Consider the following 22,447-nt stretch of genomic DNA (forward strand, 5'->3'; position numbering starts at 1 on the left):
CCTAACCTCGGGTCGTGCCAGACGCTGCCCTCACCCCCGGTGAGCGGTCGGGCATCGTCCGCGACGGCCTCGCCGTGGGCGTCGCCACCGGGGCGTACGGCGTCGGGTTCGGGGCCGTGTCCGTCGCCTCCGGGCTCAGCATCGCCCAGACGTGCGTGCTGTCCCTGTTGATGTTCACCGGCGCCAGCCAGTTCGCCCTCGTCGGCGTCGTCGCAGCAGGAGGCGCCCCGATGTCGGGTGCCGCCACCGCCCTGCTGCTCGGCACCCGCAACACCCTCTACGGCCTGCGGATGGCCCCGCTCCTGCGGTGGCGGGGGTGGCGACGTGCCGCGGCGGCGCACGTGCTGATCGACGAGTCGACGGCCATGGCGGTCAATCGGGGCACCACCGAGGGCGCCCGGCTCGGCTTCCTCACCACGGGGACCGCGGTCTTCACCCTGTGGAACCTCGCCACCCTCGCCGGGGCGCTCGCCGGGGAGGCCGTCGGCGACCCCCGCACGTTCGGGCTCGACGCGGCCGTCGGCGCCGCCTTCCTCGCCCTGCTCTGGCCGCGGCTGCGCGAGCGGCGCAACGTCCTGGTCGCCGTCCTCGCCGCGGCCGTGGCGCTGAGCGTCGTGCCGGTCACCGCGGCAGGCGTGCCCGTGCTGGCCGCGGGTGGCGTCGCGCTGCTCGGCGGGGTGATCGGCCGGCGCCCCGACCGGGCCGCCGCCGGGCCGTCCGACGACGCGGGGGGAGGTCGCCCCTGATGTGGACCGCCGTCCTGGTGGCCGGAGTCGGCTGCTACCTCCTCAAGCTCGCCGGGCTGTCGCTGCCCGAGCGCGTCCTGGCCCATCCCACGGTGGAGCGGGTCGCCGACCTCATCCCCGTCGCCCTGCTCGCCGCGCTGGTCGCCGTGCAGGCGTTCTCCTCGGGCACGTCACTCGCGCTGGACGCCCGGGCCCTCGGCCTCGCCTTCGCGGTGGTCGCGCTGCTGCTGCGGGCGCCGTTCCTCGTCGTCGTGGTGGGGGCGTCGGTCGTGGCGGCACTGGCCCGCCTCCTGTGACGGCCCCGCCCACCCGGCAGCACGCGCCCGGCTGGGCTCACCCGAGGTCCAGGAAGCCCTCCAGCCCGACCGTGAGGCCAGGGTGCTCGGCGATGGCCCGCACGCCCGTGAGCACCCCCGGGGTGAACGAGACGCGGTCGAGCGAGTCGTGGCGGATGGTGAGGGTCTCCCCCGCCGCGCCCAGGACGACCTCCTGGTGCGCGACGAGGCCGCGCACCCGCAGGCCGTGCACGCGAACGCCGTCGACGTCGGCGCCGCGGGCGCCCTCGAGCCCGGTCGAGGTGGCGTCGGGCATGGGGGCGCAGCCGGCCTCGCGACGGGCCGCAGCGATGAGCTCGGCCGTGCGCCGGGCGGTGCCCGACGGCGCGTCCGCCTTGTCGGGGTGGTGCAGCTCGACCACCTCGACGGACTCGAAGAACGGCGCGGCCAGGGCGGCGAAGCGCATCATCAGGATCGCCCCGATGGAGAAGTTGGGCGCGATCAGCACCCCCACCCCCGGCGCCGCGGCGAGCCACTCCTCGAGCTGGTCGAGGCGCGCGCGGTCGAAGCCCGTCGTACCGACGACCGCGTGGATGCCGTGCTCGATGCAGAATCGGAGGCTGTCCATCACCACGTCCGGGTTGGTGAAGTCGACGACCACCTCGGCGCCGGAGCGGACCAGCTCCTCGATGTCGTCGCCGGCGTCGACGGAGGCCACCAGCTCGGTGTCGGGAGCAGCCTCGACGGCGCGGCAGACCGCGGTGCCGACCTTGCCGCGCGCGCCGAGCACGCCGACCCTCGTGCGGTCACCGGCTGGTCCGTCTGCAGAGGCGCTCACACGCCCCACCGTATCGGCAGGAGGCGTCCGCCGAGTGGCGGTGGCTGACTCGGGTACCTGCGTCTGGCAGGCTGTGGACCATGCCACCAGCGACCATCCCGCCGCGCATCAAGTGGGCGGTCGACCTCATGGACGTCCAGCCGGCTGACCAGGTCCTCGAGATCGGGTGCGGCCCCGGCGCGGGCGCCGAGGCGATCTGCGCGCGGCTCGAGACCGGCAAGCTGTTCGCGATCGACCGCTCCGAGTCGGGTGTCGACCGCACCAAGCGCCGCAACCAGAAGTACGTCGACGCCGGCCGGCTCGTCGTGCGCCAGATCGACCTCGCGACGCTGCGGGTGCCGGTCAAGCGGCTCAACAAGGTCTTCGCCTTCAACGTCAACCTGTTCTGGGTGCGCGCCTGCGACGACGAGATCGCCCTGCTCCACGAGCGGGTCGTGCCCGGTGGCGCGGTCTACCTCTTCTACGAGGCGGCGCGCCCCGAGCTGGTGCCCAACATCGTGAAGAAGGCCTCGGAGAACCTGTTGCGCGGCGGCTTCCGGGTGAGCGTGGTCGAGCAGAAGGCTCCCCCGGTCATCGGAATCATCGCGCGCCGCTGACCTCCGGGCGGCCGTCCCTCGCTCATCCCTCGCGCCGACGGTTCATCAAGGTATGTCGCTGGACCCGCACTTCCCATGGCGAGCTGACCATGGGAAGTGACGGTTCGCCTGCATACCTTGATGAACCGTCGCCGCCGCGGCGCCGCGCTCAGGCCTGGGGCCCCACGACGGCGAGCAGCTCCGGCTGGCCGAAGAGCTCCGCGGCGAGGGCCGCGACGTCGTCGGTGGTGACCGCCTCGATGCGCTCGACGACCTCGTCGATCGTGAGCAGCTCGTCGTGGACGAGCTCGGCCTTGCCCAGGCGCGACATGCGCGACCCGGAGTCCTCGAGGCCGAGCACGAGGCCGCCCTTGAGCTGGCCCTTGCCGCGCTCGACCTCCTCCTCGGTCAGGCCGTGGGCCGCGACCTTGGCGAGCTCGGCGCGTACGGTCTCGAGCACGGCGTCGTACTTGCCGGGCAGGCAGCCGACCGACACGCCGACGATGCCGGCGTCGGCGTGGTGGGTGGCGAAGGAGTAGACGGAGTAGGCCAGGCCGCGCACCTCACGCACCTCTTGGAACATCCGCGAGGAGGTGCCCCCGCCCAGGGCGGTGTTGAGCACGCCGAGGGCGTAGCGGCGCGGGTCGGTGCGGGTCAGACCCTTGACACCGACGACGAGGTTGACCTGCTCCTGCGGCCGGACGGTGCGCGACTCGCCGGGGTGCACCTTGCGGGCCTGCTCGGACTGGGCCGAGATCGTCGGCTCGGCCTCCACGTCGAGGAAGCCGCCGCGCCCGAAGGCCTGCCGGACCTGGCGCACGACGGTGGCGTGGTCGACGTTGCCGGCGACGGACACGACCATGTTGTCGGGCCGGTAGTGGCGCCGGTAGAAGCGCTGGATCTGGGCGCGGGTCATCGCGGTGATGGAGGCCTCGGTGCCCGCGATGGGGCGCCCGAGCGGGGTGTCGCCCCACGCCTGGTGGGCGAACAGGTTGTGCACCACGTCGTCGGGGTCGTCGTCGTGCATGGCGATCTCGTCGAGGATGACGTCGCGCTCGGCCTCCACGTCGGCCTCGGTGAGGGTCGAGGCCGTCACCATGTCGCCGAGCACGTCGACCGCGGTGGCGAGGTCCTCGTCGAGGACCCGCGCGTGGAAGACGGTGTACTCCTTGGTGGTGAAGGCGTTGAACTCGCCGCCGACGGCGTCCAGGGCGACCGAGATGTCCATCGCCGTGCGCTCGGGGGTGCCCTTGAAGAGCAGGTGCTCCAGGAAGTGCGAGCAGCCGTGCAGCGCCGGCGTCTCGTCGCGCGAGCCGACCCCGACCCAGACGCCGATGCTCGCCGAGCGGGTGCCGGCCATCTGCTCGGTGACGACGCGCATGCCGCTCGGCAGGACCGTGCGCCGTACGCGCGAGGTGACCGCGCCGTCGGCGTCCTTCACCGTGTGGAGGGTGCGGGTGGTGCCGTTCTTCTGCACTGGGGTCCTTCCGGGGCCGGGACGCACCCGGAGCGGGGCGTCTCGAGGGGTGGATCGGGGTGAAGCGCCACGACCGGCCGGCCAGGCGGCCGACCGGTCGTGGGGTGGAGCGTCAGGCGAGGGTCACTCGTCGTCGGACTCGGGGGCGGTGTTGGAGCCGGCCTCGGCCGCCTCCTCCGAGCCGCCCTCGTCCTCGACGACGGGGACCAGCGACAGCTTGCCGCGGTCGTCGATCTCGGCGATCGAGACCTGGACCTTCTGGCCGACCGAGAGGACGTCCTCGACGGCCTCGACGCGCTTGCCGCCGGCGAGGGAGCGCAGCTTGCTGATGTGCAGCAGGCCGTCCTTGCCGGGCATCAGCGAGACGAACGCACCGAAGTTGGTCGTCTTGACCACGGTGCCGAGGTAGCGCTCGCCGACCTCGGGCATCGTCGGGTTGGCGATGGCGTTGACCGCCGCCTTCGCGGCCTCGGCGGCCTCGCCGTTGGTCGCGCCGATGTAGACCGTGCCGTCGTCCTCGATCGAGAGCGTCGCGCCCGTGTCGTCCTGGATCTGGTTGATGACCTTGCCCTTGGGCCCGATCACCTCGCCGATCTTGTCGACCGGCACGCGGACGGTGATGATGCGCGGCGCGTGGATCGACATCTCCTCGGGGGCGTCGATGGCCTCGCTCATCACGTCGAGGATCGCCAGGCGCGCGTCGCGGGCCTGGGTCAGCGCGGCGGCGAGCACCTCGGCGGGGATGCCGTCGAGCTTGGTGTCGAGCTGCAGCGCGGTGACGAACTCGCGGGTGCCGGCGACCTTGAAGTCCATGTCGCCGAACGCGTCCTCGGCGCCGAGGATGTCGGTCAGCGCGACGTACTGCGTCTCGCCGTCGACCTCGCCGGAGATCAGGCCCATCGCGATGCCGGCGACGGAGGCCTTCAGCGGCACACCGGCCTGCAGCAGCGACAGGGTCGAGGCGCAGACCGAGCCCATCGAGGTCGAGCCGTTGGAGCCCATGGCCTCGGAGAGCTGGCGGATCGCGTAGGGGAACTCCTCGCGCGAGGGCAGCACCGGGAGGAGCGCGCGGCGCGCCAGGGCGCCGTGGCCGACCTCGCGCCGCTTGGGCGAGCCCACGCGGCCGGTCTCGCCGGTCGAGAACGGCGGGAAGACGTACTTGTGCATGTAGCGGCGGTGCTTCTCCGGCGACAGCGTGTCGAGCTGCTGCTCCATCTTGAGCATGTCGAGGGTGGTGACACCCAGGATCTGGGTCTCGCCGCGCTCGAACAGCGCGGAGCCGTGGACGCGCGGGATCACGTCGACCTCGGCGTGCAGCGGGCGGATGTCGGCGAGGCCGCGACCGTCGATGCGGACCTTGTCGCGCAGGACGCGCTCGCGCACGACCGACTTGCTGACACCGCGGAACGCCGCGCCGATCTCCTTCTCGCGGCCCTCGAACTGGCCGGCGAGCTTCTCGAGCAGCCCGGCCTTGAGCTCGTCGCTGCGGGCCTCGCGCTCCTGCTTGTCGCCGATCTGCATGGCGGCGCTCAGGTCGTCCTTGACCGCGGCCTCGACGGCGGCGTAGACGTCGTCCTCGTAGTCGAGGAAGACCGGGAAGTCCTGCACGGGCTTGGCGGCCTCGGCGGCGAGCTGCGACTGCGCCTCGCACAGCTGCTTGATGAAGGGCTTGGCGGCGTCGAGGCCACCGGCCACGACCTCCTCCGTCGGCGCCTGGGCGCCGCCCTGGACGAGCGCGATGGTGTCCTCGGTGGCCTCGGCCTCGACCATCATGATCGCGACGTCGCCGGTCTCGGTGACGCGGCCGGCGACGACCATGTCGAAGACGGCCGACTCGAGCTGCTGGTGGGTCGGGAACGCGACCCACTGGCCGTCGATGAGCGCGACGCGCACGCCGCCGACGGGGCCGGAGAACGGCAGGCCGGAGAGCTGGGTCGACATCGACGCGGCGTTGATGGCCAGCACGTCGTAGGGCACGTTGGGGTCGAGCGCGAGGACGGTGATGACCACCTGGACCTCGTTGCGCAGGCCCTTCTTGAAGGTCGGGCGCAGCGGGCGGTCGATCAGGCGGCAGGTGAGGATCGCGTCCTCGCCCGGGCGGCCCTCGGACCGGAAGAACGAGCCGGGGATCTGGCCCACGGCGTACATCCGCTCCTCGACGTCGATCGTCAGGGGGAAGAAGTCGAAGTGGTCCTTGGGGTGCTTCGACGCCGTGGTCGCCGAGAGCAGCATGGTCTCGTCGTCGAGGTAGGCCGTGACGGAGCCGGCGGCCTGGCGGGCGAGGAGGCCCGTCTCGAACTTGATGGTGCGCTTGCCGAACGAGCCGTTGTCGAGGACGGTCTCGACAGCGGAGATGATGGGTTCACTCATGGAAGCAGGATCCTGCTTTCTCTTCGCGGAGCGATCCGCGGCGTCCACCCCTCATGTGGTGGACCATCGAAGGTCCCGCGGGGGCCGGTCTTCGATCGAGGCCCGCAGATCGGCCCAGCCTGGGGCGGGGATCTGAAGGCCACTACCGAGGACCGGGCGACGAGGCGGGTCGCTCCTGTTGGGTGTGTTTCAGTTGTGCCGGGTCGACACTAGCGCGGCGAGGCCCGGATGTGAGAGGAGCGGCCCCCCGTGAGGGGAGCCGCTCCTTCGCTCAGCGACGGAGGCCGAGGCGCTCCACGATCGAGCGGTAGCGCTCGATCTCGGTCTTCTGCAGGTAGTTGAGCAGCCGGCGACGCTGGCCGACCAGGAGCAGCAGGCCACGACGGCTGTGGTGGTCGTGCTTGTGCTGCTTGAGGTGCTCGGTGAGGTGGGAGATGCGGTGGCTGAGCAGCGCGATCTGCACCTCGGGGGAACCGGTGTCGCCCTCGGTCAGGGCGTACTCGGCGATGATCTTCTTCTTGGTCTCCGCGTCGGTACCAATCGACATGGGGGCTCCTTCGGTTCTCGTTGCGCGGCGCGCCCGGGCCTGTTCACCGGGGCACTCTGGGTCCGCGGCCGTTCACACGGCGTGTCGCCCTACCGGGCAACCGGACGAGCGTACCAACGCCGTGGGCGGCTCCCCCAATCCGCGCGCGCCGTCCCGAGGACGCGCAGGAGCCCCCGCCGAGGGTCCGGCGGGGGCTCCTGTCACGTGCGGGTCGAGCGACTCACACGGCCGGCGGCGGCGGGTCGGACTCGGTGCTGCGCTGCGTGGTCGCCTGGCGTCCCTGCGCGTCGGTGGTGGTCGCGGTCGTGACGTGACGGCGGCGGGTGTTCTGCTGGACCACGGTCAGCACCAGCCACAGCGCACCGGCGACGACGAGGATCCATCCCAGGGTGGTCACCTCGAGGGGACCCACCTGCTGCTGGTTGAACGCCAGCGCGAGGATCAGTCCCACGACGATCAGGCCGATCGGCCCTCCGAAACCCATGACGTGCTCCATTCTGTTGGGGATGTCGCCCGGCGAGCGTGAGCCGCGGGCGGGCCGGGGAGAGTCTGGCCCCCCACCGACGCGCTGTCACCCCCCTGCGGGGTGCCCGGACGTGCGACGATCCGAGGCATGGGCGAGAAGCGCATCGGCGTGTGCAACCTCTGCGAGGCGATCTGCGGCCTCGAGCTGACCATCGAGGGCCGCGAGGTCGTCGGCGTGCGGGGCAATCCCGCCGACCCCCTGTCGCGCGGGCACGTGTGCCCCAAGGGGGTGGCGATCGGCGACGTGTACGCCGACCCCGACCGCCTGCGCCGTCCCGTCCGCCGGGTCGGGGAGGGCGCCGCCGCCCGGTGGGAGGAGATCGGCTGGGACGAGGCCTTCGACCTGGTCGCCGACAACCTCGCCCGGGTCGTCGGCGAGCACGGCGCCGACGCGCTCGGCGTCTACCTCGGCAACCCCAACGCGCACAGCCTCGGCTCGCTGACCCACGGCAGCGCGATGGTCAAGGCGCTGCGCACCCGCAACCGCTTCTCCGCGACGTCGGTCGACCAGCTCCCCCACCAGCTCGTGGCCCACCTGGTCTTCGGCCACCAGCTGTTCCTGCCGGTGCCCGACATCGACCGCACGTCGTGGTTCCTCGTGGTCGGCGGCAACCCGATGGCGTCCAACGGCTCGCTGATGACGGTGCCCGACTTCCCCCGGCGCGTGCGCGACCTCCGGGCCCGGGGCGGACGGATGATCGTGCTCGACCCGCGCCGCACCGAGACGGCCAAGGTGGCCGACGAGCACCACTTCGTGCGCCCCGGCACCGACGCCTGGGTGCTGCTCGCGATGCTGCACGTCCTCACCGCCGAGGCCGCCGAGGCCGCCGAGGCCGCCGAGGCCGGCGAGCAGACGCCGACGGTCGCGTCGTACGTCGACGGGCTGGAGACGGTGGTCACCCTCGTCGCGCCGTTCACCCCCGAGCGCGCCGAGGCGATGAGCGGGCTCCCCGCCGACGAGGTCCGCCGCCTCGCCCGCGAGCTCGCGGCCGCCGAGTCGGGCGTGGTCTACAGCCGGGTCGGCGTCTCGGCCGGCCCCTGGGGCACGGTGTGCCAGTGGGCGGTCACCTGCCTCAACGTGCTCACCGGCAACCTCGACCGGCCGGGCGGGGCGATGTTCACCACCCCGGCCATCGACGCCGTCGGCACCGGCCTGATCGGCCGCGGCCACCACGACGCGTGGCGCTCGCGCGTGCGCGGGCTGCCCGAGACGGCCGGCGAGCTGCCCGTGGCGGCGCTGCGCGAGGAGATCGAGACGCCCGGCGACGGCCAGGTGCGCGCGATGCTGACCGTCGCAGGCAACCCGGTGCTCTCCACGCCCGACGGCGCCCGGCTCGACCGGGCCCTGCGCGGGCTCGACTTCATGGCGGCGGTGGACATCTACGTCAACGAGACCACCCGGCACGCCGATGTGATCCTGCCCCCGACGACTGCCCTCGAGCGCGACCACTACGACATCGTCTTCCACCTGCTGGCCGTGCGCGACACGGCGCGGTTCACCCCCGCGGTCTTCGCCAAGGAGCCCGACCAGCGCCACGACTGGCAGATCTTCCGCGAGATCGCGCTGCGCACGACGGCCCGGCTCGACGGCAAGCCGCCGCTGCGCACGCGGCTGCGGCAGCGGGCCCGGCTCAGCGCCAGCCCCACCTTCCTCGTCGGGCAGCTGCTGCGCCGCGGGTCGAGCGGGGTCACCCTCACCAAGCTGCGGGCGAGGCCGGCCGGCATCGACCTCGGCCCGCTGCGCGGCGGGCAGCTGCCCGACCGGCTGCCCTCACGCGGCAAGCGGGTGGACCTGGCGCCCGCCCTGGTCGTCGAGGACGTCGCCCGGCTGGCGGCGGTGACCGAGCCGGCGGGCGACGGCCTGCTCCTCATCGGCCGCCGCCACCAGCGCGACTGCAACTCGTGGATGCACAACTCCGAGCGCCTCACCAAGGGACGGGCACGCCACCAGCTGCTGATGAACCCCGCCGACCTGGCCGACCGCTCGATCGCCGACGGGTCCCGCGTACGGGTCACCTCCCGCGTCGGGTCGGTCGAGGTCGAGGTGGCCGCGACCGACGACCTGATGCCGGGCGTGGTCTCCCTCCCCCACGGCTACGGCCACGCCGCCGAGGGCGTCCTGATGTCGCGCAGCCGCGCGGTCCCCGGCGTCTCGGTCAACGACCTCACCGATCCCGAGCGGCTCGACGTGTCGGGCAACGCCGCGCTCAACGCCGTCCCCGTCGAGGTCACGGCCGCCGCGCCCGCCGCCGCTCCCGACTCTTCGCTCGCCGCCACTCCCCGAACGACGAGCGGACGGGGCCGCCCCTGAGGGTCGGCCCCGCCCACACCCGGCCCCGCCGGACCCCGGCTCGGCCCCCGAGCCGGGGCGAGTCGGGTCAGACGCTGACGCCGTCGAGCACGGCGAGCACCTCGTCGGGCGTGGCGGCCGCCCGGAGGCGGGCCACCTGCGACTCATCGGCGAACACGGTCGCGAGCGAGCGGAGCAGGGCGAGGTGGTCGTCGCCGGCGCCGGCGATGCCGACCACGAAGGAGGCCTCCTTGCCGTTCCAGTCGATGCCGTCGTCGTAGCGGACGAACGACAGCGCGGAGCGGTGGATCGCGCCCTTCGCCTCGTTGGTGCCGTGCGGGATCGCCAGGCCGTTGCCCATGTGGGTCGAGACCGATCGCTCCCGCTCGTGCATCGCCTCGACGTAGGACGGGTCGACCGCGCCGGCCGCGACCAGGAGCTCGCCCGCCTCGGTGATCGCGTCGTCGCGCGTGCGGGCCGAGCCGCCCAGCACGATGGAGTCGCGCGACAGCACGTCGCTCGTCGCGAGCCCACCGCCGTGGGCCGGGGCGCCCGGGGCCGCGTCGGTGGCGCCGTCCGGGTTGTCGTCCGGGGTGTCGTCCAGCATCTCCACGATCTCGTCGTAGCGGGGGCTGGCCATGAAGTTGTCCACCGAGACGTGCACCGCCGACGGCGTCTGCTGCCTGGCGCGGTCGGTGAGGTCCTGGTGGGTGACCACGAGGTCGTAGCTGTCGTCGAGGTTGCTGATGGCCTTGTTGACCACCGTGACGTCGCCGTGGCCCGCGTCCTGGATCTTCTTGCGCAGCACCGAGGCGCCCATCGCCGACGACCCCATGCCCGCATCGCAGGCGAAGGCGATCGAGTGGATCGGCCCGGAGCTGGCGCCCCGGCCGGCGAGTGCGCCACTGACCGACGACTTCTTGCCCTTGTTGGCCTCCATCTGCGCGGTGGCGGCGGCAAGGTCGCCGTCGTCGTCGGAGCGGTCGAGCTTGAGCAGCACCGCGGCGACGGCGAACGTGACCGCGGCCGAGGCGACGACCGACAGCGTCACGCCGAGGTAGCTGTCGCGGGCGGTCTGGGCGTACACGGCGAAGATCGAGCCGGGCGCGGCCGGGGCCCGCAGGCCCACGTCGAGGGCGACGTTGATCGCGACCCCGGTCATGCCGCCCGCGATCATCGCCAGGATCAGGCGGGGCTTCATCAGCACGTAGGGGAAGTAGATCTCGTGGATGCCGCCCAGGAACTCGATGATCGCGGCTCCGGGGGCGGTGGCCTTGGCCACGCCCCGGCCGAAGATCGAGTAGGCCATCAGCAGGCCGAGGCCGGGGCCGGGGTTGGCCTCGAGCAGGAACAGCACCGACTTCCCGGTCTCCGCCGCCTCGGTGAGGCCGAGCGGCGTCAGCACGCCGTGGTTGATGGCGTTGTTGAGGAAGAACACCTTGGCCGGCTCGATGAGCAACGAGGTCAGCGGCAGGAGGTTGTTGTCGACGAGCGTCTCGACGGCGTTGCCGAGGACGTCCATCACCTCGTTGACGACCGGCGCCACCCCGTAGAAGCCGACGAGCGCCATGACGAAGGCGACGATGCCGGCGGAGAACATGTTGACGAGCATCTCGAAGCCCGCCCGCACCTTGCCGTCCCACAGCGCGTCGAGCCGCTTCATCACGTAGGCGGCCAGGGGGCCCAGGATCATCGCACCGATGAACATGTGGACCTGGCCCAGCGGCGGCTCGTCGGGCGGCAGGGTCGCGTTGAACTCCGCGACGAGCAGGTCGGAGCCGGCGATGGCGCCCATCACGGCGAAGGCACCGACCACCGCACCACGGTCGCCGTGCACCATGCGGCCGCCCGTGCCGGCGATGAGGATCGGGAGCAGGTAGTGGATCGTCGGGCCGACCATCGTGGCCAGGTCGGCGTTGGGGAGCCAGCCGACGTCGATGAACAGGGCCGTGAGGAGTCCCCACGCGATCAGTGCCGGGATGTTGGGCATGATCATGTTGGAGAGGAACGTGCCGAACCGCTGCACGCGGACGCGCGCGCTGGTGCCGGACGCGGACGTGGAAGTCGTGGTCGCCATGCTGAGTCCTCCAGGTGAGCGCGAAGGTGAGCGCGGGGGTGAGCCCCATCACATGATGCAGCGATTAAACCTCACGAACGGGCATGTTGCCAAGCGTTCGGGCATGATTGTCTGCCCGAGTGTGTGGCTTTCACCCCGGTTCACCGGTTAACGTGGTCAGCGGGACGCGACACCGAGGACCCATCGGTGGGTGCCGACGGCGTCATGTCGCGCCCGTCCCCGGTCCTGCCGACCGATCCCCTGCCGACCACCACGAGAGGTACCCGCCATGAAGGCCCTTCGCTTCTTCGCCCCCGAGGACGTCCGTCTCGTCGACGTGCCCGAGCCCGCATGCGGTCCCCGCGAGGTCAAGATCAAGGTGCGCAACTGCTCCACCTGCGGCACCGACGTGAAGATCAAGAAGAACGGCCACGTCAACATCACCGGCGAGACCACGATGGGCCACGAGGTAGCCGGCGAGGTCGTCGAGGTGGGCGCCGAGGCGCTCGGCGGCTTCCAGGTCGGCGACCGCGTGCAGTGCATCGCCGCCGTGCCGTGCGGCGAGTGCCACGAGTGTCGCAAGGGCTGGATGGAGGTCTGCCAGAACCAGACGTCGGTCGGCTACCAGTACGACGGCGGGTTCGCCGAGTACATGATCGTGCCCGAGCAGGTGCTCAAGGTCGACGGCCTCAACCGCATCCCCGACAACGTCGGCTACGACGAGGCCTCCGCCGCCGAGCCGTTCGCGTGCGCCATCAACGCCCAGGAGCAGCTCGGCATCGAGGAGGGCGACTTCACCGTCGTCTTCGGCGCCGGACCCATCGGCTGCATGCACATCCGCATCGCCCGCGGCGTCCACAAGGTCGGCACCGTCGTGCTCGTCGACATCAACGAGGCGCGGCTCGCGATGTCGGCCGACGCCGTCCAGCCCGACCACGTCATCAACGCCTCCGAGGTCGACGTGGTGGAGAAGGTCATGGAGCTCACCGGCGGCCGCGGTGCGGACATCGTCATCACCGCCACCCCGGCCAACATCACCCAGGAGCAGGCCATCGCGATGGCCGCCCGCCAGGGCCGGATCTCCTTCTTCGGCGGCCTGCCCAAGACCGACCCCTACATCAAGGCCGACTCCAACCTGATCCACTACCGCCAGCTGCACGTCCACGGCGCCAACGGCTCCTCCCCCGAGCACAACAAGCGGGCGCTGGAGTACATCTCCACCGGTCAGGTGCCGGTCAAGGACCTGATCACCAGGCACGTGCCCCTCGACGACGTGATGAGCGTCTTCGACATCGTCGCCAAGGGCGAGGCGATCAAGGTCACCGTCGAGCCCTGACGCCCGGGTGCCCTCGGGGGCTCAGTGCCCGAGCAGCTCCCGCACGGCGGCGCGTCCGGCCATCGGGTCGGGCGCGCCGAGTGCCGCCTCGGCGGCGGCCTCGCAGGTGTCGAGGCTGACCTTGCCCAGCTGGGCGCCGACCGGGCGGACGGCGCGGGCGGCCATCGAGAGCGAGGAGATGCCCATCCCGATCAGCGCGGTCGCGAGGAGCGGGTCGGCGGCGGCCTCGCCGCACACGCCGACCGGCTTGCCGGCCTCGGTGCCGGCGTGGGCGGTGATCGCGATCAGCTGGAGGACGGCGGGCTGCCAGGGATCGGTGAGGTGGGCCAGGTCGGTGGCCATCCGGTCCGCGGCCATCGCGTACTGGGTGAGGTCGTTGGTGCCGATCGAGAGGAAGTCGACGACCTGGAGCATCCGGTGGGCCAGCAGCGCCGCGCTCGGGATCTCCACCATCACCCCCGCCTTCAGCCCGCGGTCGCGGACCCGCCCGGCGAAGTCGGCGGCCTCGGTGACGGTCGCGACCATCGGCGCCATCACCCGCGTGTCGGTGCCGGTGCGCTCTGCGGCGAGGGCGATGGCGTCGAGCTGGCGGTCCATCAGGCCGGGGTTGTCATAGCTCAGCCGCAAGCCGCGCACGCCGAGCGCCGGGTTCTCCTCGCCCGAGCGGGTGGCGAACGCGATCGGCTTGTCCGACCCGGCGTCGAGGGTGCGTACGACGACGTAGCGCCCGTCGGAGTAGGGCGCCAGGACCTCGGCGTAGATGTCGGCCTGCTCCTCCACGCTGGGCTCGTCCCTGCGGTTGAGGAAGCACAGCTCGGTGCGGAACAGCCCGACGCCCTGCACGGGCTCCTCGCTGGCCGACTCGGCCGACGGTCCGTCGGCGACGTTGGCCAGCAACTTGACCGGCAGGCCGTCGGAGGTGGCGGCGGGACCGCTCCAGCCGGCGAGCTCCGCGCGCAGGCGACGGCTCTCGTCGACGCGGTCGCGGGCCGCCTCGGGGTCGGCGCCCTGCTCGATGGTGCCGGCCTCGCCGTCGACGACGACGAAGGCGCCCTCGGGGACGGACAGGACGCCCGCCGCGCCGACCACGCACGGGATGCCGAGCTGACGGGCGATGATCGCAGTGTGGCTGGTGGCGCCGCCCCGCTCGGTGACCAGCGCCGTGACCAGGTCGGGGTCGAGGCCGGAGGTGTCGCTGGGCGCGAGGTCCTCGGCGACCAGGACGGACGGCTCGGTCGGCGTCGGCACGCCCGGCGCGGGCTCGCCGACGAGGTGGGCCACGAGGCGGCGCTCGATGTCGCGCAGGTCGGCGACGCGCTCGGCCATCAGGCCGCCCATGTTGGTGAAGATCGTGACGAACTGCTCGACGGCTCCCTGCACGGCCGTCACCACGCCCTGGCCCGACTCGAGGTTCTTCGCCACGGCCGAGCGCAGCCCTTTGTCACTGGCCAGCCCCGCGCTGGCGGTCAGCACTTCGGCGGCCGCGCCCTGCGCGGCGTCGGCCTTGTCGGTGTACGTCCTCGCGACGGCACCCACCGCCTCGTCGTAGGCCGCGAGCGCCGCGCCGGCGTCGGCGAAGTCGCCGTCACCGAAGCGCTCGATCGCGCCGGGCGAGACCTCGCCGCGCACGTGGAGGACGGGACCGGCGGCGATCCCCGGGACGACCGGAGTGCCGCGGAGGGTGGTCTCGGACGTCTCGGCCGATGTGGTCATGAACACACCGTAGAACACGGGATGCTTGACAAGCAACACATTCGGGACTAAAACAACATATACACAGATGTCTCGGGAGGGGGTGGACCCGCATGTACGCGGAGGAGCGACAGCAGGCGATGGCCCACCTGATCAGCCGGCGCGGCCGGCTCTCGGTCGTCCAGCTGGCCCAGGAGTACGCGGTCACCACCGAGACCGTGCGCCGCGACCTGTCCACCCTCGACCGGATGGGCCTGGTCCGGCGCGTCCACGGCGGCGCGGTCCCCGCGGGATCGCTGACGGTGATCGAGTCGGGCATCGGCGAGCGCGACCAGGCCAACACGCAGGCCAAGGAGGCGATCGCCAGCGCCGCGGTGGCCCTCCTCCCGCCGCCCGACTCCGTGGTGGTCATCGACGCGGGCAGCACGACCGCGCGCTTCGCGGCAGCGCTCCCCCGCGACCACCGGCTCACCGTCATCACCCACGCAGTGCCGGTCGCCACCCGCCTCGCCGGCCTGCCGCAGATCGAGCTCCACCTCCTGCCGGGCAAGGTGCGGCCCACGACCCACGCGGCCGTCGGCGCCGAGACCGTCGCGGCGCTGGCCGAGCTGCGCGCCGACGCGGCGTTCATCGCCACCAACGGCCTGGCCGTCGGCCACGGGCTCACCACCCCCGACAGCGACGAGGCCGCGACCAAGCGCGCGATGATCGCCTGCGCCCGCAGGACGGTCGTCCTGGCCGACTCCACCAAGCTGGGGGTCGAGACGGCGGTCCGCTTCGCGACCCTCGACAGCATCGACGCGCTCGTCACCGACAGCGACATCGAGCCCGGCGACCGGCGCGCGCTCGAGTCCGCCGGGATCGAGCTGGTGGTCGCATGATCCTGACCCTGACGCCCAACCCGAGCATCGATCGCACGGTCGCCCTCGACGGCGAGCTGACCCGCGGGCAGGTGCACCGGGTCGCCTCGGTGACCTCCCAGGCCGGCGGCAAGGGCGTCAACATCTCCCGGGCCGCCGTCAGCGCCGACATCCCCAGCATCGCCGTGGTCCCCGCCGTCAAGGACGACCCGTTCGTCCTCGAGCTGCTCGGCGCCGGCATCGACTGCCGGCCCGTCCCGCCCGCCGGCGACGTGCGGGTCAACCTCACCATCACCGAGCCCGACGGCACCACGACCAAGCTCAACTCCCCCGGCGCCCCCGTGCTCCCGCTCCACTGCGAGCTGATGGCCCAGGCCGTGCTGGTCCGCGGCGGCACCGCCGACTGGACGGTCCTGGCCGGGTCGTTGCCCGCGGGCGCCCCGGCCGACTTCTACGCCGATCTCGTACGACGCCTGCGCAAGGTCGGCGGCCGGGTGGCCGTCGACACCAGCGAGGCGCCCCTGCTGGCGCTGGTCGACGCCCTGCCCGACGCCGCACCCGACCTGATGAAGCCCAACGGCGACGAGCTGGCGTCGTTCACCGGTGGCGACCCCGACGAGCTCGAGGCCGACCCCCGCGCCGCGGCAGCCGCCGCACGCCGGCTGGTCGAGCGTGGCGTCGGCGCCGTCCTGGCCACCCTCGGGGGTCACGGTGCCGTGCTGGTCACGCCCGAGGGCGCCTGGCACGCGGCGCCGCCGCCCACCACGGTCGTCAGCACCGTCGGTGCCGGCGACTCCAGTCTCTTCGGCTACGTGCTCGGCGACGTCAGGGGGCTGTCCGCCCCCGAGCGCCTGGCACTGGCCGTGGCCTACGGCAGCGCCGCCGCGGGCCTGCCCGGCACGACCATCCCCCTGCCGTCGCAGCTCCGCACGGAGCTGGTCGCCGTCACCGCCCTCGGAGGCACCCCATGACCTCGCTCATCACCACCGACCTCGTCCGGCTCGGCGCCGGGTGGGGCTCCGACAAGCACGACGTGATCCGCGCCCTCGCCGACGTCGTCGACGACGCCGGCCGGGCCACCAGCCAGGACCAGCTCGTCGCGGACGCGTTCGCGCGCGAGGAGACCTCGGCGACCGGCCTGCCGGGCGGCATCGCGATCCCGCACTGTCGTACGTCCGGGGTCGAGGTGCCGACGCTGGCCTTCGCCCGCCTCGAGCCTCCGGTCGACTTCGGCGCGAAGGACGGCCCGGCCGACCTCGCCTTCCTGATCGCCGCCCCCGCGGGCGGCGACGCCGACCACCTCACCATCCTCACCAAGCTCGCCCGGGCGCTCGTCAAGCCCGCCTTCACCGACGCGCTCCGCTCCGCCGGGAGCGCGGAGGAGGTCGTCGACCTGGTCGCCCACGAGCTGGGCGAGCCGGCGCCGGCGGCGAAGGCCGCCGTGCCGGCGTCCGGTGCGCCCTCGGGCGCGGCGACGCCGGGCGGCGCCGAGACCACCGACCCCGCGCAGGCGAGCACCGGCACCCCGTCCGACGGCGGTGCGGGCGCCGACCCCGCCGCGACCTCGGCCGCAGCCCCGGCCGGCACGACGTCCCTCGTCGCGGTCACGTCCTGCCCGACCGGCATCGCCCACACCTACATGGCGGCCGAGGCGCTCGAGGCGGCCGCCGAGCGCGCGGGGGTCCCCCTCCAGGTCGAGACGCAGGGCTCGGCCGGCTCGACCCCCCTCTCCCCCGACACCATCGCCGCGGCCGGCGCGGTGATCTTCGCCGTCGACGTGGGCGTACGCGACCGCTCCCGCTTCGCGGGCAAGCCGATGGTGACCTCGGGCGTGAAGCGTCCGATCGACGACGCCGACGCGATGATCGCCGAGGCGCTGCGCTACGCCGCCGACCCGGCGTCGGCGCCGAGGGTCGAGGGCGAGGCGGGTGGCGCCTCCGAGGGCACGGGCAGCGCCGGGCAGGAGACCTGGGGCGGTCGCACCCGGCGCGTGCTGATGACCGGCGTGTCCTACATGATCCCCTTCGTCGCCGCCGGTGGCCTGATGATCGCCCTCGGCTTCCTGCTCAGCGGCTACGAGATCGTCGACCACGCCCGGGACATCCTGCTCGAGAACTCCTTCACCAACCTGCCGGACGCCTCGGCGATCGGGCTCGACCACGCGCTGCTGGGCTCGGACCTCCTGGCCTACATCGGGGCGCTCCTGCTGATCATCGGCCAGACCGCCTTCGCCTTCTTCATCCCCGCCCTGGCGGGCTACATCGCCTACGCCATCGCGGACCGCCCCGGCATCGCGCCGGGCTTCGTGATGGGCGGCCTCGCCTCCAACGTGCTCCAGGTGAGCGGCGACTCCCCCTACCCGGCGACCGGCTTCATCGGCGCGATCGTCGGCGGCGTGCTGGCCGGCCTCATCGCCCACTGGCTCGCCGGGCGCAAGGTGCCCGCCTGGGCCCGCGGGCTGATGCCGGTGCTCGTCATCCCACTGGTCACCAGCATCGTCGCGGGCTTCTTGATGCTCGTCGTCTTCGGGCGACCGATCGCCTGGCTGATGGGCCAGCTCGAGGACGGCCTCAACTCGTTGAGCGGCGGCAGCGCCGTCGTGCTCGGCGTCATCCTCGGGCTGATGATGGCCTTCGACATGGGCGGCCCGCTCAACAAGGTGGCCTACAGCTTCGCCGCCGCCGGCGTGGGCGGCGCCGCCCTGACCACCGACGCCCCGGAGCTGCGCATCATGGCCGCGGTCATGCTCGCGGGCATGGTCCCCCCGATCGCCCTGGCCCTTGCGACCGTGCTGCGACCCGGTCTCTTCTCCGCCGCTGAGCGCGAGAACGGCAAGGCCGGATGGCTGCTGGGCGCCTCGTTCATCACCGAGGGCGCGATCCCGTTCGCGGCGGCCGACCCACTGCGCGTCATCCCGGCGATCATGGCGGGCAGCGCCGTGACCGGTGGCCTCTCGATGGCGATGGACGTCGGCGTCCGAGCTCCCCACGGCGGGATCTTCGTCCTGTTCGCCGTCGACGGCGTGCTGGGCTACCTCATCGCCCTCGCCGCCGGTGTCGTCGTCGGCGCCGTGCTCGTCATCCTGCTCAAGAGCATGGGCCGCCGCGACGCGGACGTCGCTACTGTCTGAAGCACCCATCCCGCCCAGCCAGACCGCCCAGCCCAGACCTGTCCCTCGAGGAGAACCATGCCCACCAAGTCCGTCGTCGTCGGATCAGCCGTCGGCCTCCACGCCCGTCCCGCCGCCATCATCGCCGAGAAGGCGGCCGAGCTCGGCTCGGAGGTGACCATCAACGGCGTCGACGCCAGCTCCTCGCTGATGATCATGACCCTGGGCGCCGGCAACGGCGACACGGTCGAGGTCGCCGGCGACGACCAGTCCGCGGTCGACACCATCGCTGCGCTGGTCGAGCAGGACCTCGACGCCTGAGCCCCCGCGGGCGTCGGCGGACGCCGCGTCAGCGGCGCTCGCGCGCCGCCAGGTAGACCGTCCGCATGCCGACGGCCCGCTCGAGCTGGCTCTCGACCACCCGGAAGAAGTCGCGCCGGTAGGTGTCGTCGGTGACCGCGGACACCGTGAAGTAGAAGCCGCTGAACGAGGCGAGGAACAGCGAGACCTTCACCAGCGAGAGCGACACGCTGGACAGGAACGGCACCTCGCCGACCGTCTCCGCGCCGGTCCAGGCGAGCTGGGTCTCCACCTGCATCACCAGCGACCCGAACAGCATGAAGAACACGAAGACGGTCACCGAGAGCAGCAGCACCTGCACCGTCTGGATGACCAGCAGCACGAGGATCAGGTTCCACCGCTCGAAGCCGGTGACCTGGGCATGCGCCCTCGGATCGATGCCCGGGTCGGCCGCGACCTCCCGGCTCGCCTGCTCGAGCGGGGTGCCGGCGCACGCGCGCACCACGAAGTCGTCGTCGACCTCGTCGTCGACCCGGTCGACCTCCTCGGGCAGCCGCACGAGCAGGAACAGCACGGCGAGGCCGAACATCAGCAGCACGGTGAACCACAGCAGCCCGAACGGCAGGTTGGTGGTCATCTGCCACGCCTCGGCGTTGACGAAGAGAAACGTCACGAAGACGAGCAGCAGCGGCAGCGCGCGCGAGGCCATCGGCACGAGGAAGCGCACGCTCCCGAGCGTGCGGGACAGCGCGAAGGCGAGGATCGGCTGGGCACGCAGGGCGGTCGAGGCGTACCAGATGAGGGCCAGCACGGTGATCGAGAGCCACAGCGCGGGCCCGGCCGCGTAGGAGTCGGACGCCCACGCGAGCAGTCCGGCGAGCGCCGCGAGGACCAGCACGACCGCGGCCAGCGAGACCAGCCGCCGCGGCCTCAGGCCGGCACGCGCGGCGGCGCGCTCCTCCGCGACGAAGTAGGGCAGGCCGTGGGCCAGGAACCACGCCTCGACCGCCGTGCGGTCGCCGGTCACGCCAGCAGGTCCCGTGCGCGGCGTACGTCGTCGTGCATGGTCTCCACGAGCGCCTCGACGCCCTCGAACTTCACCATGCCGCGCAGTCGGTCGACGAAGGCCACCTCGATCTCGACGCCGTAGAGCTCGAGGTCGTCGCGGTCGAGCACGTGGGACTCCACGCGGCGCGCCCGCTCGCCGTCGAAGGTCGGGTTGGTGCCCACCGAGATGGCGGCGGGGTAGCGCTCGCCGGTGTCGAGGCGGGTGAGCCAGCCGGCGTACACGCCGTCGGCGGGCGCGGCGTCGACGGGCGGCACCGGGACGTTGGCGGTCGGGTAGCCGAGCGCACGGCCGCGCTTGTCGCCCTCGACGACCGTGCCGCGCACCGTGAACGGGCGGCCCAGTGCCTCGGCGGCGCCGGCGACGTCGCCGGTCGCCAGGCACTGCCGGACGTAGGTGGAGCTCCAGACCTGCGGGCCGCCGTCGAGGGGCACCCCGACGGTCTCGAACCCGCGGCCGGCGCCGGCCTCGACGAGCGTGGCGACCTCACCGGCCGCCTTGGCGCCGAAGCGGAAGTTGGAGCCGACGACCACCGCGCCGGCGTGCAGCGTGTCGACCAGGATCCGGTCGATGAACTCCTGCGGCGACCACGACGCGATGTCGCGGTCGAAGGGGACCACCAGGATCGCGTCGACCCCGGCGTCACGCAGCAGCCGGGCGCGGGTCTCGATGGAGGTGAGCGTGGGCGGGGCGTGGTCGGGCCGGAGCACCGCCATCGGGTGCGGGTCGAACGTCACCGCCACCACGGTGTCGATGCCCAGTCGCTCGGCGGTGGTGCGCGCCTCGAGGAGCACGCGGGCGTGCCCGAGGTGCACGCCGTCGAAGTTGCCGATGCTCACCACGGTGCGGCCGAGGTCGGCCGGCACGTCGTCGACGTCTCGCCAGATCTGCACCCGGGCAGCCTATCGGCGGGACACGTTCCCGCACCGACTCCCCCGTCCCTGGGGTCAGACGAAGACCGCGACCGGCCGCGCCTGCCCCCCACGCTGCTCGTAGAGCGCGAGGAACTGTCCGCCGGGTGCGAACACGGCGTGCGGGCCGGCCCCGGGCAGCTCGAGGTCGAGACCACGGCCCACGCGTACGTCGGCGGCCTGCGCGTCGTCGAGGTCCACCGCTGGGAAGGCGGCCCGGGCGGCGTCGGCGATCGGCACGGGCGAGAAGTCGTCGGCGAGCTGCTCGAGGGTGCGGGCCACGGACAGGTCGAAGGGGCCCACGGCCGTGCGCCGCAGCGCCGTCAGGTGCCCGCCGACCCCGAGCGCCTCGCCGACGTCGCGGGCGATCGCGCGGATGTAGGTGCCCGAGGAGCAGCGCACCGAGACGTCGACGTCGAGGCACTCACCGACGACGCGCTGGTCGTGGACCTCCAGGGAGTGGATGGTGACGGGGCGCGCCTTCAGCTCGACCTGCTCGCCGTCGCGCACGCGGGCGTAGGCCCGCTTGCCGCCGACCTTGATCGCCGACACCGCGGTCGGCACCTGCATGATCTCACCGACCATCGCGCCGAGCTCGCCCCCGACCCGGGCCGGGTCGAGGTGGGACGCCGCGCGCGAGCCCGTGACCTCGCCCTCCGCGTCGTCGGTGGTCGTGGAGACGCCGAGGCGCACCGTGGCGTCGTAGGCCTTCTCGGTGAGCATCAGGTGGCCGAGCAGCCGGGTGGCGCGGTCGACGCCGAGCACCAGCACGCCGGTCGCCATCGGGTCGAGCGTGCCGGCGTGCCCGACCTTGCGGGTGCCGGCGAGCCGGCGGACCCGGGCCACCACGTCGTGCGAGGTCATGCCCGGGGCCTTGTCGACGACGACCAGGCCGGGGTCGACCATCAGGCGCGGTCGCCCTCGTCGTCGCGGTCGACGGGGTCGACGGGGTCGGCGGGGTCGTCGTCCGCGTCGGCGGCCACGTCGTCGTCCTCGGGCTCACGAGGCTTCTTGTAGGGGTCGGGCTCGCCGGCGTAGGCCTCGACGCGGCGGGCGGCCACCTCCTCGTCGAGCCGGCGGGCACGCTCCAGCACCTCGTCGAGGGCGCGAGCGCTCTCGGGGAGGGCGTCGGGGATGAAGGTCAGCGACGGCACGATGCGCATGCCGAGCTGCTTGGCGACCTCGGAGCGGATCACTCCCTTGGCCGACTCGAGGGCGGCGGCCGTGCTGGCCAGCTCCTCCTCGGTGCCGAGGACCGTGTAGAAGATCGAGGCCTGCTGGGAGTCGCCGGTCACGCGGACGTCGGTGACGGTGACGAAGCCGAGGCGGGGGTCCTTGATCCGGCGCTCGAGCATCTCGGCGACGATCACCTGGATGCGGTCGGCGATCTTGCGCACGCGGGGATTGGTCATGGGCTCACTCTCTCAAAGGGCACGTCGAGCCGGCGCGTCCTGATGGCCGGATCGCGTCGAGT

Annotated in this window: 20 protein-coding genes; 9 read left to right on the forward strand and 11 right to left on the reverse strand. The window is 72.8% G+C overall.

What is annotated here, in order from left to right; all coding sequences use genetic code 11:
* Positions 1 to 14 precede the first annotated feature (14 nt).
* Positions 15 to 746, forward strand: coding sequence for an AzlC family ABC transporter permease (locus AC54T2_RS18315; protein WP_496666884.1), 732 nt, complete (start codon positions 15 to 17; stop codon positions 744 to 746).
* Positions 746 to 1,042 (forward strand): AzlD domain-containing protein, encoded by a 297-nt coding sequence (locus AC54T2_RS18320; protein WP_186340980.1) that lies wholly within the window; start codon positions 746 to 748, stop codon positions 1,040 to 1,042. Before AC54T2_RS18315 ends, AC54T2_RS18320 begins: the two co-directional genes overlap by 1 nt.
* Positions 1,043 to 1,079: 37 nt before the next feature.
* On the opposite strand, the gene dapB is transcribed toward AC54T2_RS18320, so the two are convergent.
* The gene (gene dapB / locus AC54T2_RS18325; protein WP_496666885.1) at positions 1,080 to 1,859 is read right to left on the reverse strand and encodes a 4-hydroxy-tetrahydrodipicolinate reductase; all 780 of its coding nucleotides are present in this window, start codon (positions 1,857 to 1,859) and stop codon (positions 1,080 to 1,082) included.
* A gap of 80 nt (positions 1,860 to 1,939) precedes the next feature.
* On the opposite strand from dapB, the gene AC54T2_RS18330 reads away from it, so the two are divergent.
* Positions 1,940 to 2,455 (forward strand): class I SAM-dependent methyltransferase, encoded by a 516-nt coding sequence (locus AC54T2_RS18330; RefSeq protein ID WP_186340978.1) that lies wholly within the window; start codon positions 1,940 to 1,942, stop codon positions 2,453 to 2,455.
* A 148-nt stretch (positions 2,456 to 2,603) separates the two neighbouring features.
* Here AC54T2_RS18330 and AC54T2_RS18335 read toward each other — a convergent pair whose 3' ends face one another.
* The 4 genes from AC54T2_RS18335 to AC54T2_RS18350 all read right to left on the reverse strand — a co-directional run bounded on the left by AC54T2_RS18335 (position 2,604) and on the right by AC54T2_RS18350 (position 7,312).
* Positions 2,604 to 3,911 carry a M16 family metallopeptidase gene (locus AC54T2_RS18335; RefSeq protein WP_241005136.1) on the reverse strand — a complete coding sequence of 436 codons (1,308 nt, stop codon included), beginning with the start codon at positions 3,909 to 3,911 and terminating at the stop codon, positions 2,604 to 2,606.
* 123 nt (positions 3,912 to 4,034) lie between these two features.
* On the reverse strand, positions 4,035 to 6,281 hold the full coding sequence (locus AC54T2_RS18340; protein ID WP_489974693.1) for a polyribonucleotide nucleotidyltransferase: 2,247 nt from the start codon (positions 6,279 to 6,281) through the stop codon (positions 4,035 to 4,037).
* A 271-nt stretch (positions 6,282 to 6,552) separates the two neighbouring features.
* Positions 6,553 to 6,828 (reverse strand): 30S ribosomal protein S15, encoded by a 276-nt coding sequence (rpsO, locus tag AC54T2_RS18345; RefSeq protein ID WP_186340976.1) that lies wholly within the window; start codon positions 6,826 to 6,828, stop codon positions 6,553 to 6,555.
* A gap of 220 nt (positions 6,829 to 7,048) precedes the next feature.
* The gene (locus tag AC54T2_RS18350) at positions 7,049 to 7,312 is read right to left on the reverse strand and encodes a DUF6458 family protein (protein ID WP_186340975.1); all 264 of its coding nucleotides are present in this window, start codon (positions 7,310 to 7,312) and stop codon (positions 7,049 to 7,051) included.
* A 129-nt stretch (positions 7,313 to 7,441) separates the two neighbouring features.
* Between AC54T2_RS18350 and AC54T2_RS18355 the strand changes: the two genes are divergently transcribed.
* A complete protein-coding gene (locus tag AC54T2_RS18355) occupies positions 7,442 to 9,664 on the forward strand; it encodes a molybdopterin-dependent oxidoreductase (protein WP_496666886.1) in 2,223 nt (740 codons plus the stop codon).
* 67 nt (positions 9,665 to 9,731) lie between these two features.
* Here the strand turns inward: AC54T2_RS18355 and AC54T2_RS18360 are convergent, their stop codons facing one another.
* Positions 9,732 to 11,720: a PTS mannitol transporter subunit IICBA gene (locus AC54T2_RS18360; RefSeq protein ID WP_496666887.1), complete on the reverse strand. Its 1,989-nt coding sequence runs from the start codon at positions 11,718 to 11,720 to the stop codon at positions 9,732 to 9,734.
* Between the two features lie 268 nt (positions 11,721 to 11,988).
* On the opposite strand from AC54T2_RS18360, the gene AC54T2_RS18365 reads away from it, so the two are divergent.
* A complete protein-coding gene (locus tag AC54T2_RS18365; protein WP_186340972.1) occupies positions 11,989 to 13,035 on the forward strand; it encodes a zinc-dependent dehydrogenase in 1,047 nt (348 codons plus the stop codon).
* Positions 13,036 to 13,056: 21 nt separating this feature from the next.
* On the opposite strand, the gene ptsP is transcribed toward AC54T2_RS18365, so the two are convergent.
* The gene (ptsP, locus tag AC54T2_RS18370; protein ID WP_496666888.1) at positions 13,057 to 14,748 is read right to left on the reverse strand and encodes a phosphoenolpyruvate--protein phosphotransferase; all 1,692 of its coding nucleotides are present in this window, start codon (positions 14,746 to 14,748) and stop codon (positions 13,057 to 13,059) included.
* Positions 14,749 to 14,840: 92 nt separating this feature from the next.
* On the opposite strand from ptsP, the gene AC54T2_RS18375 reads away from it, so the two are divergent.
* Genes AC54T2_RS18375 through AC54T2_RS18390 form a run of 4 tightly spaced genes read left to right on the forward strand, consistent with a single transcriptional unit; the run spans position 14,841 to position 19,017 of the window.
* Positions 14,841 to 15,608 (forward strand): DeoR/GlpR family DNA-binding transcription regulator, encoded by a 768-nt coding sequence (locus AC54T2_RS18375; protein WP_186340970.1) that lies wholly within the window; start codon positions 14,841 to 14,843, stop codon positions 15,606 to 15,608.
* On the forward strand, positions 15,605 to 16,558 hold the full coding sequence (locus AC54T2_RS18380; protein WP_496666889.1) for a 1-phosphofructokinase family hexose kinase: 954 nt from the start codon (positions 15,605 to 15,607) through the stop codon (positions 16,556 to 16,558). Before AC54T2_RS18375 ends, AC54T2_RS18380 begins: the two co-directional genes overlap by 4 nt.
* Entirely contained in the window at positions 16,555 to 18,717 is a 2,163-nt protein-coding gene (locus AC54T2_RS18385; RefSeq protein ID WP_496666890.1) for a PTS fructose transporter subunit IIABC, read from the forward strand. The genes AC54T2_RS18380 and AC54T2_RS18385 overlap by 4 nt, the downstream gene beginning before the upstream one ends.
* Before the next feature lie 57 nt (positions 18,718 to 18,774).
* Positions 18,775 to 19,017, forward strand: coding sequence for an HPr family phosphocarrier protein (locus AC54T2_RS18390; RefSeq protein ID WP_186340967.1), 243 nt, complete (start codon positions 18,775 to 18,777; stop codon positions 19,015 to 19,017).
* Positions 19,018 to 19,045: 28 nt separating this feature from the next.
* Here the strand turns inward: AC54T2_RS18390 and AC54T2_RS18395 are convergent, their stop codons facing one another.
* From AC54T2_RS18395 to rbfA, 4 genes are read right to left on the reverse strand one after another with little or no spacing between them, the layout of a single operon-like run.
* Entirely contained in the window at positions 19,046 to 20,023 is a 978-nt protein-coding gene (locus AC54T2_RS18395; protein WP_496666891.1) for a hypothetical protein, read from the reverse strand.
* The gene (locus AC54T2_RS18400; protein WP_489974700.1) at positions 20,020 to 20,955 is read right to left on the reverse strand and encodes a bifunctional riboflavin kinase/FAD synthetase; all 936 of its coding nucleotides are present in this window, start codon (positions 20,953 to 20,955) and stop codon (positions 20,020 to 20,022) included. Before AC54T2_RS18400 ends, AC54T2_RS18395 begins: the two co-directional genes overlap by 4 nt.
* A gap of 54 nt (positions 20,956 to 21,009) precedes the next feature.
* Positions 21,010 to 21,879, reverse strand: coding sequence for a tRNA pseudouridine(55) synthase TruB (truB, locus tag AC54T2_RS18405; protein WP_496666892.1), 870 nt, complete (start codon positions 21,877 to 21,879; stop codon positions 21,010 to 21,012).
* A complete protein-coding gene (gene rbfA, locus AC54T2_RS18410) occupies positions 21,879 to 22,385 on the reverse strand; it encodes a 30S ribosome-binding factor RbfA (RefSeq protein ID WP_496666893.1) in 507 nt (168 codons plus the stop codon). The genes truB and rbfA overlap by 1 nt, the downstream gene beginning before the upstream one ends.
* Positions 22,386 to 22,447: the final 62 nt, after the last annotated feature.

This window comes from Nocardioides sp. Z35_8, from assembly GCF_059621125.1.

Bases quoted from the DNA above. Each gene is read 5' to 3' on its own strand.
- AC54T2_RS18320 (WP_186340980.1), top strand. From the start codon at position 746: ATGTGGACCGCCGTCCTGGTGGCCGGAGTCGGCTGCTACCTCCTCAAG.
- AC54T2_RS18330 (WP_186340978.1), top strand. From the start codon at position 1,940: ATGCCACCAGCGACCATCCCGCCGCGCATCAAGTGGGCGGTCGACCTC.
- AC54T2_RS18340 (WP_489974693.1), bottom strand. From the start codon at position 6,281: ATGAGTGAACCCATCATCTCCGCTGTCGAGACCGTCCTCGACAACGGC.
- rpsO (WP_186340976.1), bottom strand. From the start codon at position 6,828: ATGTCGATTGGTACCGACGCGGAGACCAAGAAGAAGATCATCGCCGAG.
- AC54T2_RS18350 (WP_186340975.1), bottom strand. From the start codon at position 7,312: ATGGGTTTCGGAGGGCCGATCGGCCTGATCGTCGTGGGACTGATCCTC.
- AC54T2_RS18355 (WP_496666886.1), top strand. From the start codon at position 7,442: ATGGGCGAGAAGCGCATCGGCGTGTGCAACCTCTGCGAGGCGATCTGC.
- AC54T2_RS18360 (WP_496666887.1), bottom strand. From the start codon at position 11,720: ATGGCGACCACGACTTCCACGTCCGCGTCCGGCACCAGCGCGCGCGTC.
- AC54T2_RS18365 (WP_186340972.1), top strand. From the start codon at position 11,989: ATGAAGGCCCTTCGCTTCTTCGCCCCCGAGGACGTCCGTCTCGTCGAC.
- ptsP (WP_496666888.1), bottom strand. From the start codon at position 14,748: ATGACCACATCGGCCGAGACGTCCGAGACCACCCTCCGCGGCACTCCG.
- AC54T2_RS18375 (WP_186340970.1), top strand. From the start codon at position 14,841: ATGTACGCGGAGGAGCGACAGCAGGCGATGGCCCACCTGATCAGCCGG.
- AC54T2_RS18380 (WP_496666889.1), top strand. From the start codon at position 15,605: ATGATCCTGACCCTGACGCCCAACCCGAGCATCGATCGCACGGTCGCC.
- AC54T2_RS18385 (WP_496666890.1), top strand. From the start codon at position 16,555: ATGACCTCGCTCATCACCACCGACCTCGTCCGGCTCGGCGCCGGGTGG.
- AC54T2_RS18390 (WP_186340967.1), top strand. From the start codon at position 18,775: ATGCCCACCAAGTCCGTCGTCGTCGGATCAGCCGTCGGCCTCCACGCC.
- truB (WP_496666892.1), bottom strand. From the start codon at position 21,879: ATGGTCGACCCCGGCCTGGTCGTCGTCGACAAGGCCCCGGGCATGACC.
- rbfA (WP_496666893.1), bottom strand. From the start codon at position 22,385: ATGACCAATCCCCGCGTGCGCAAGATCGCCGACCGCATCCAGGTGATC.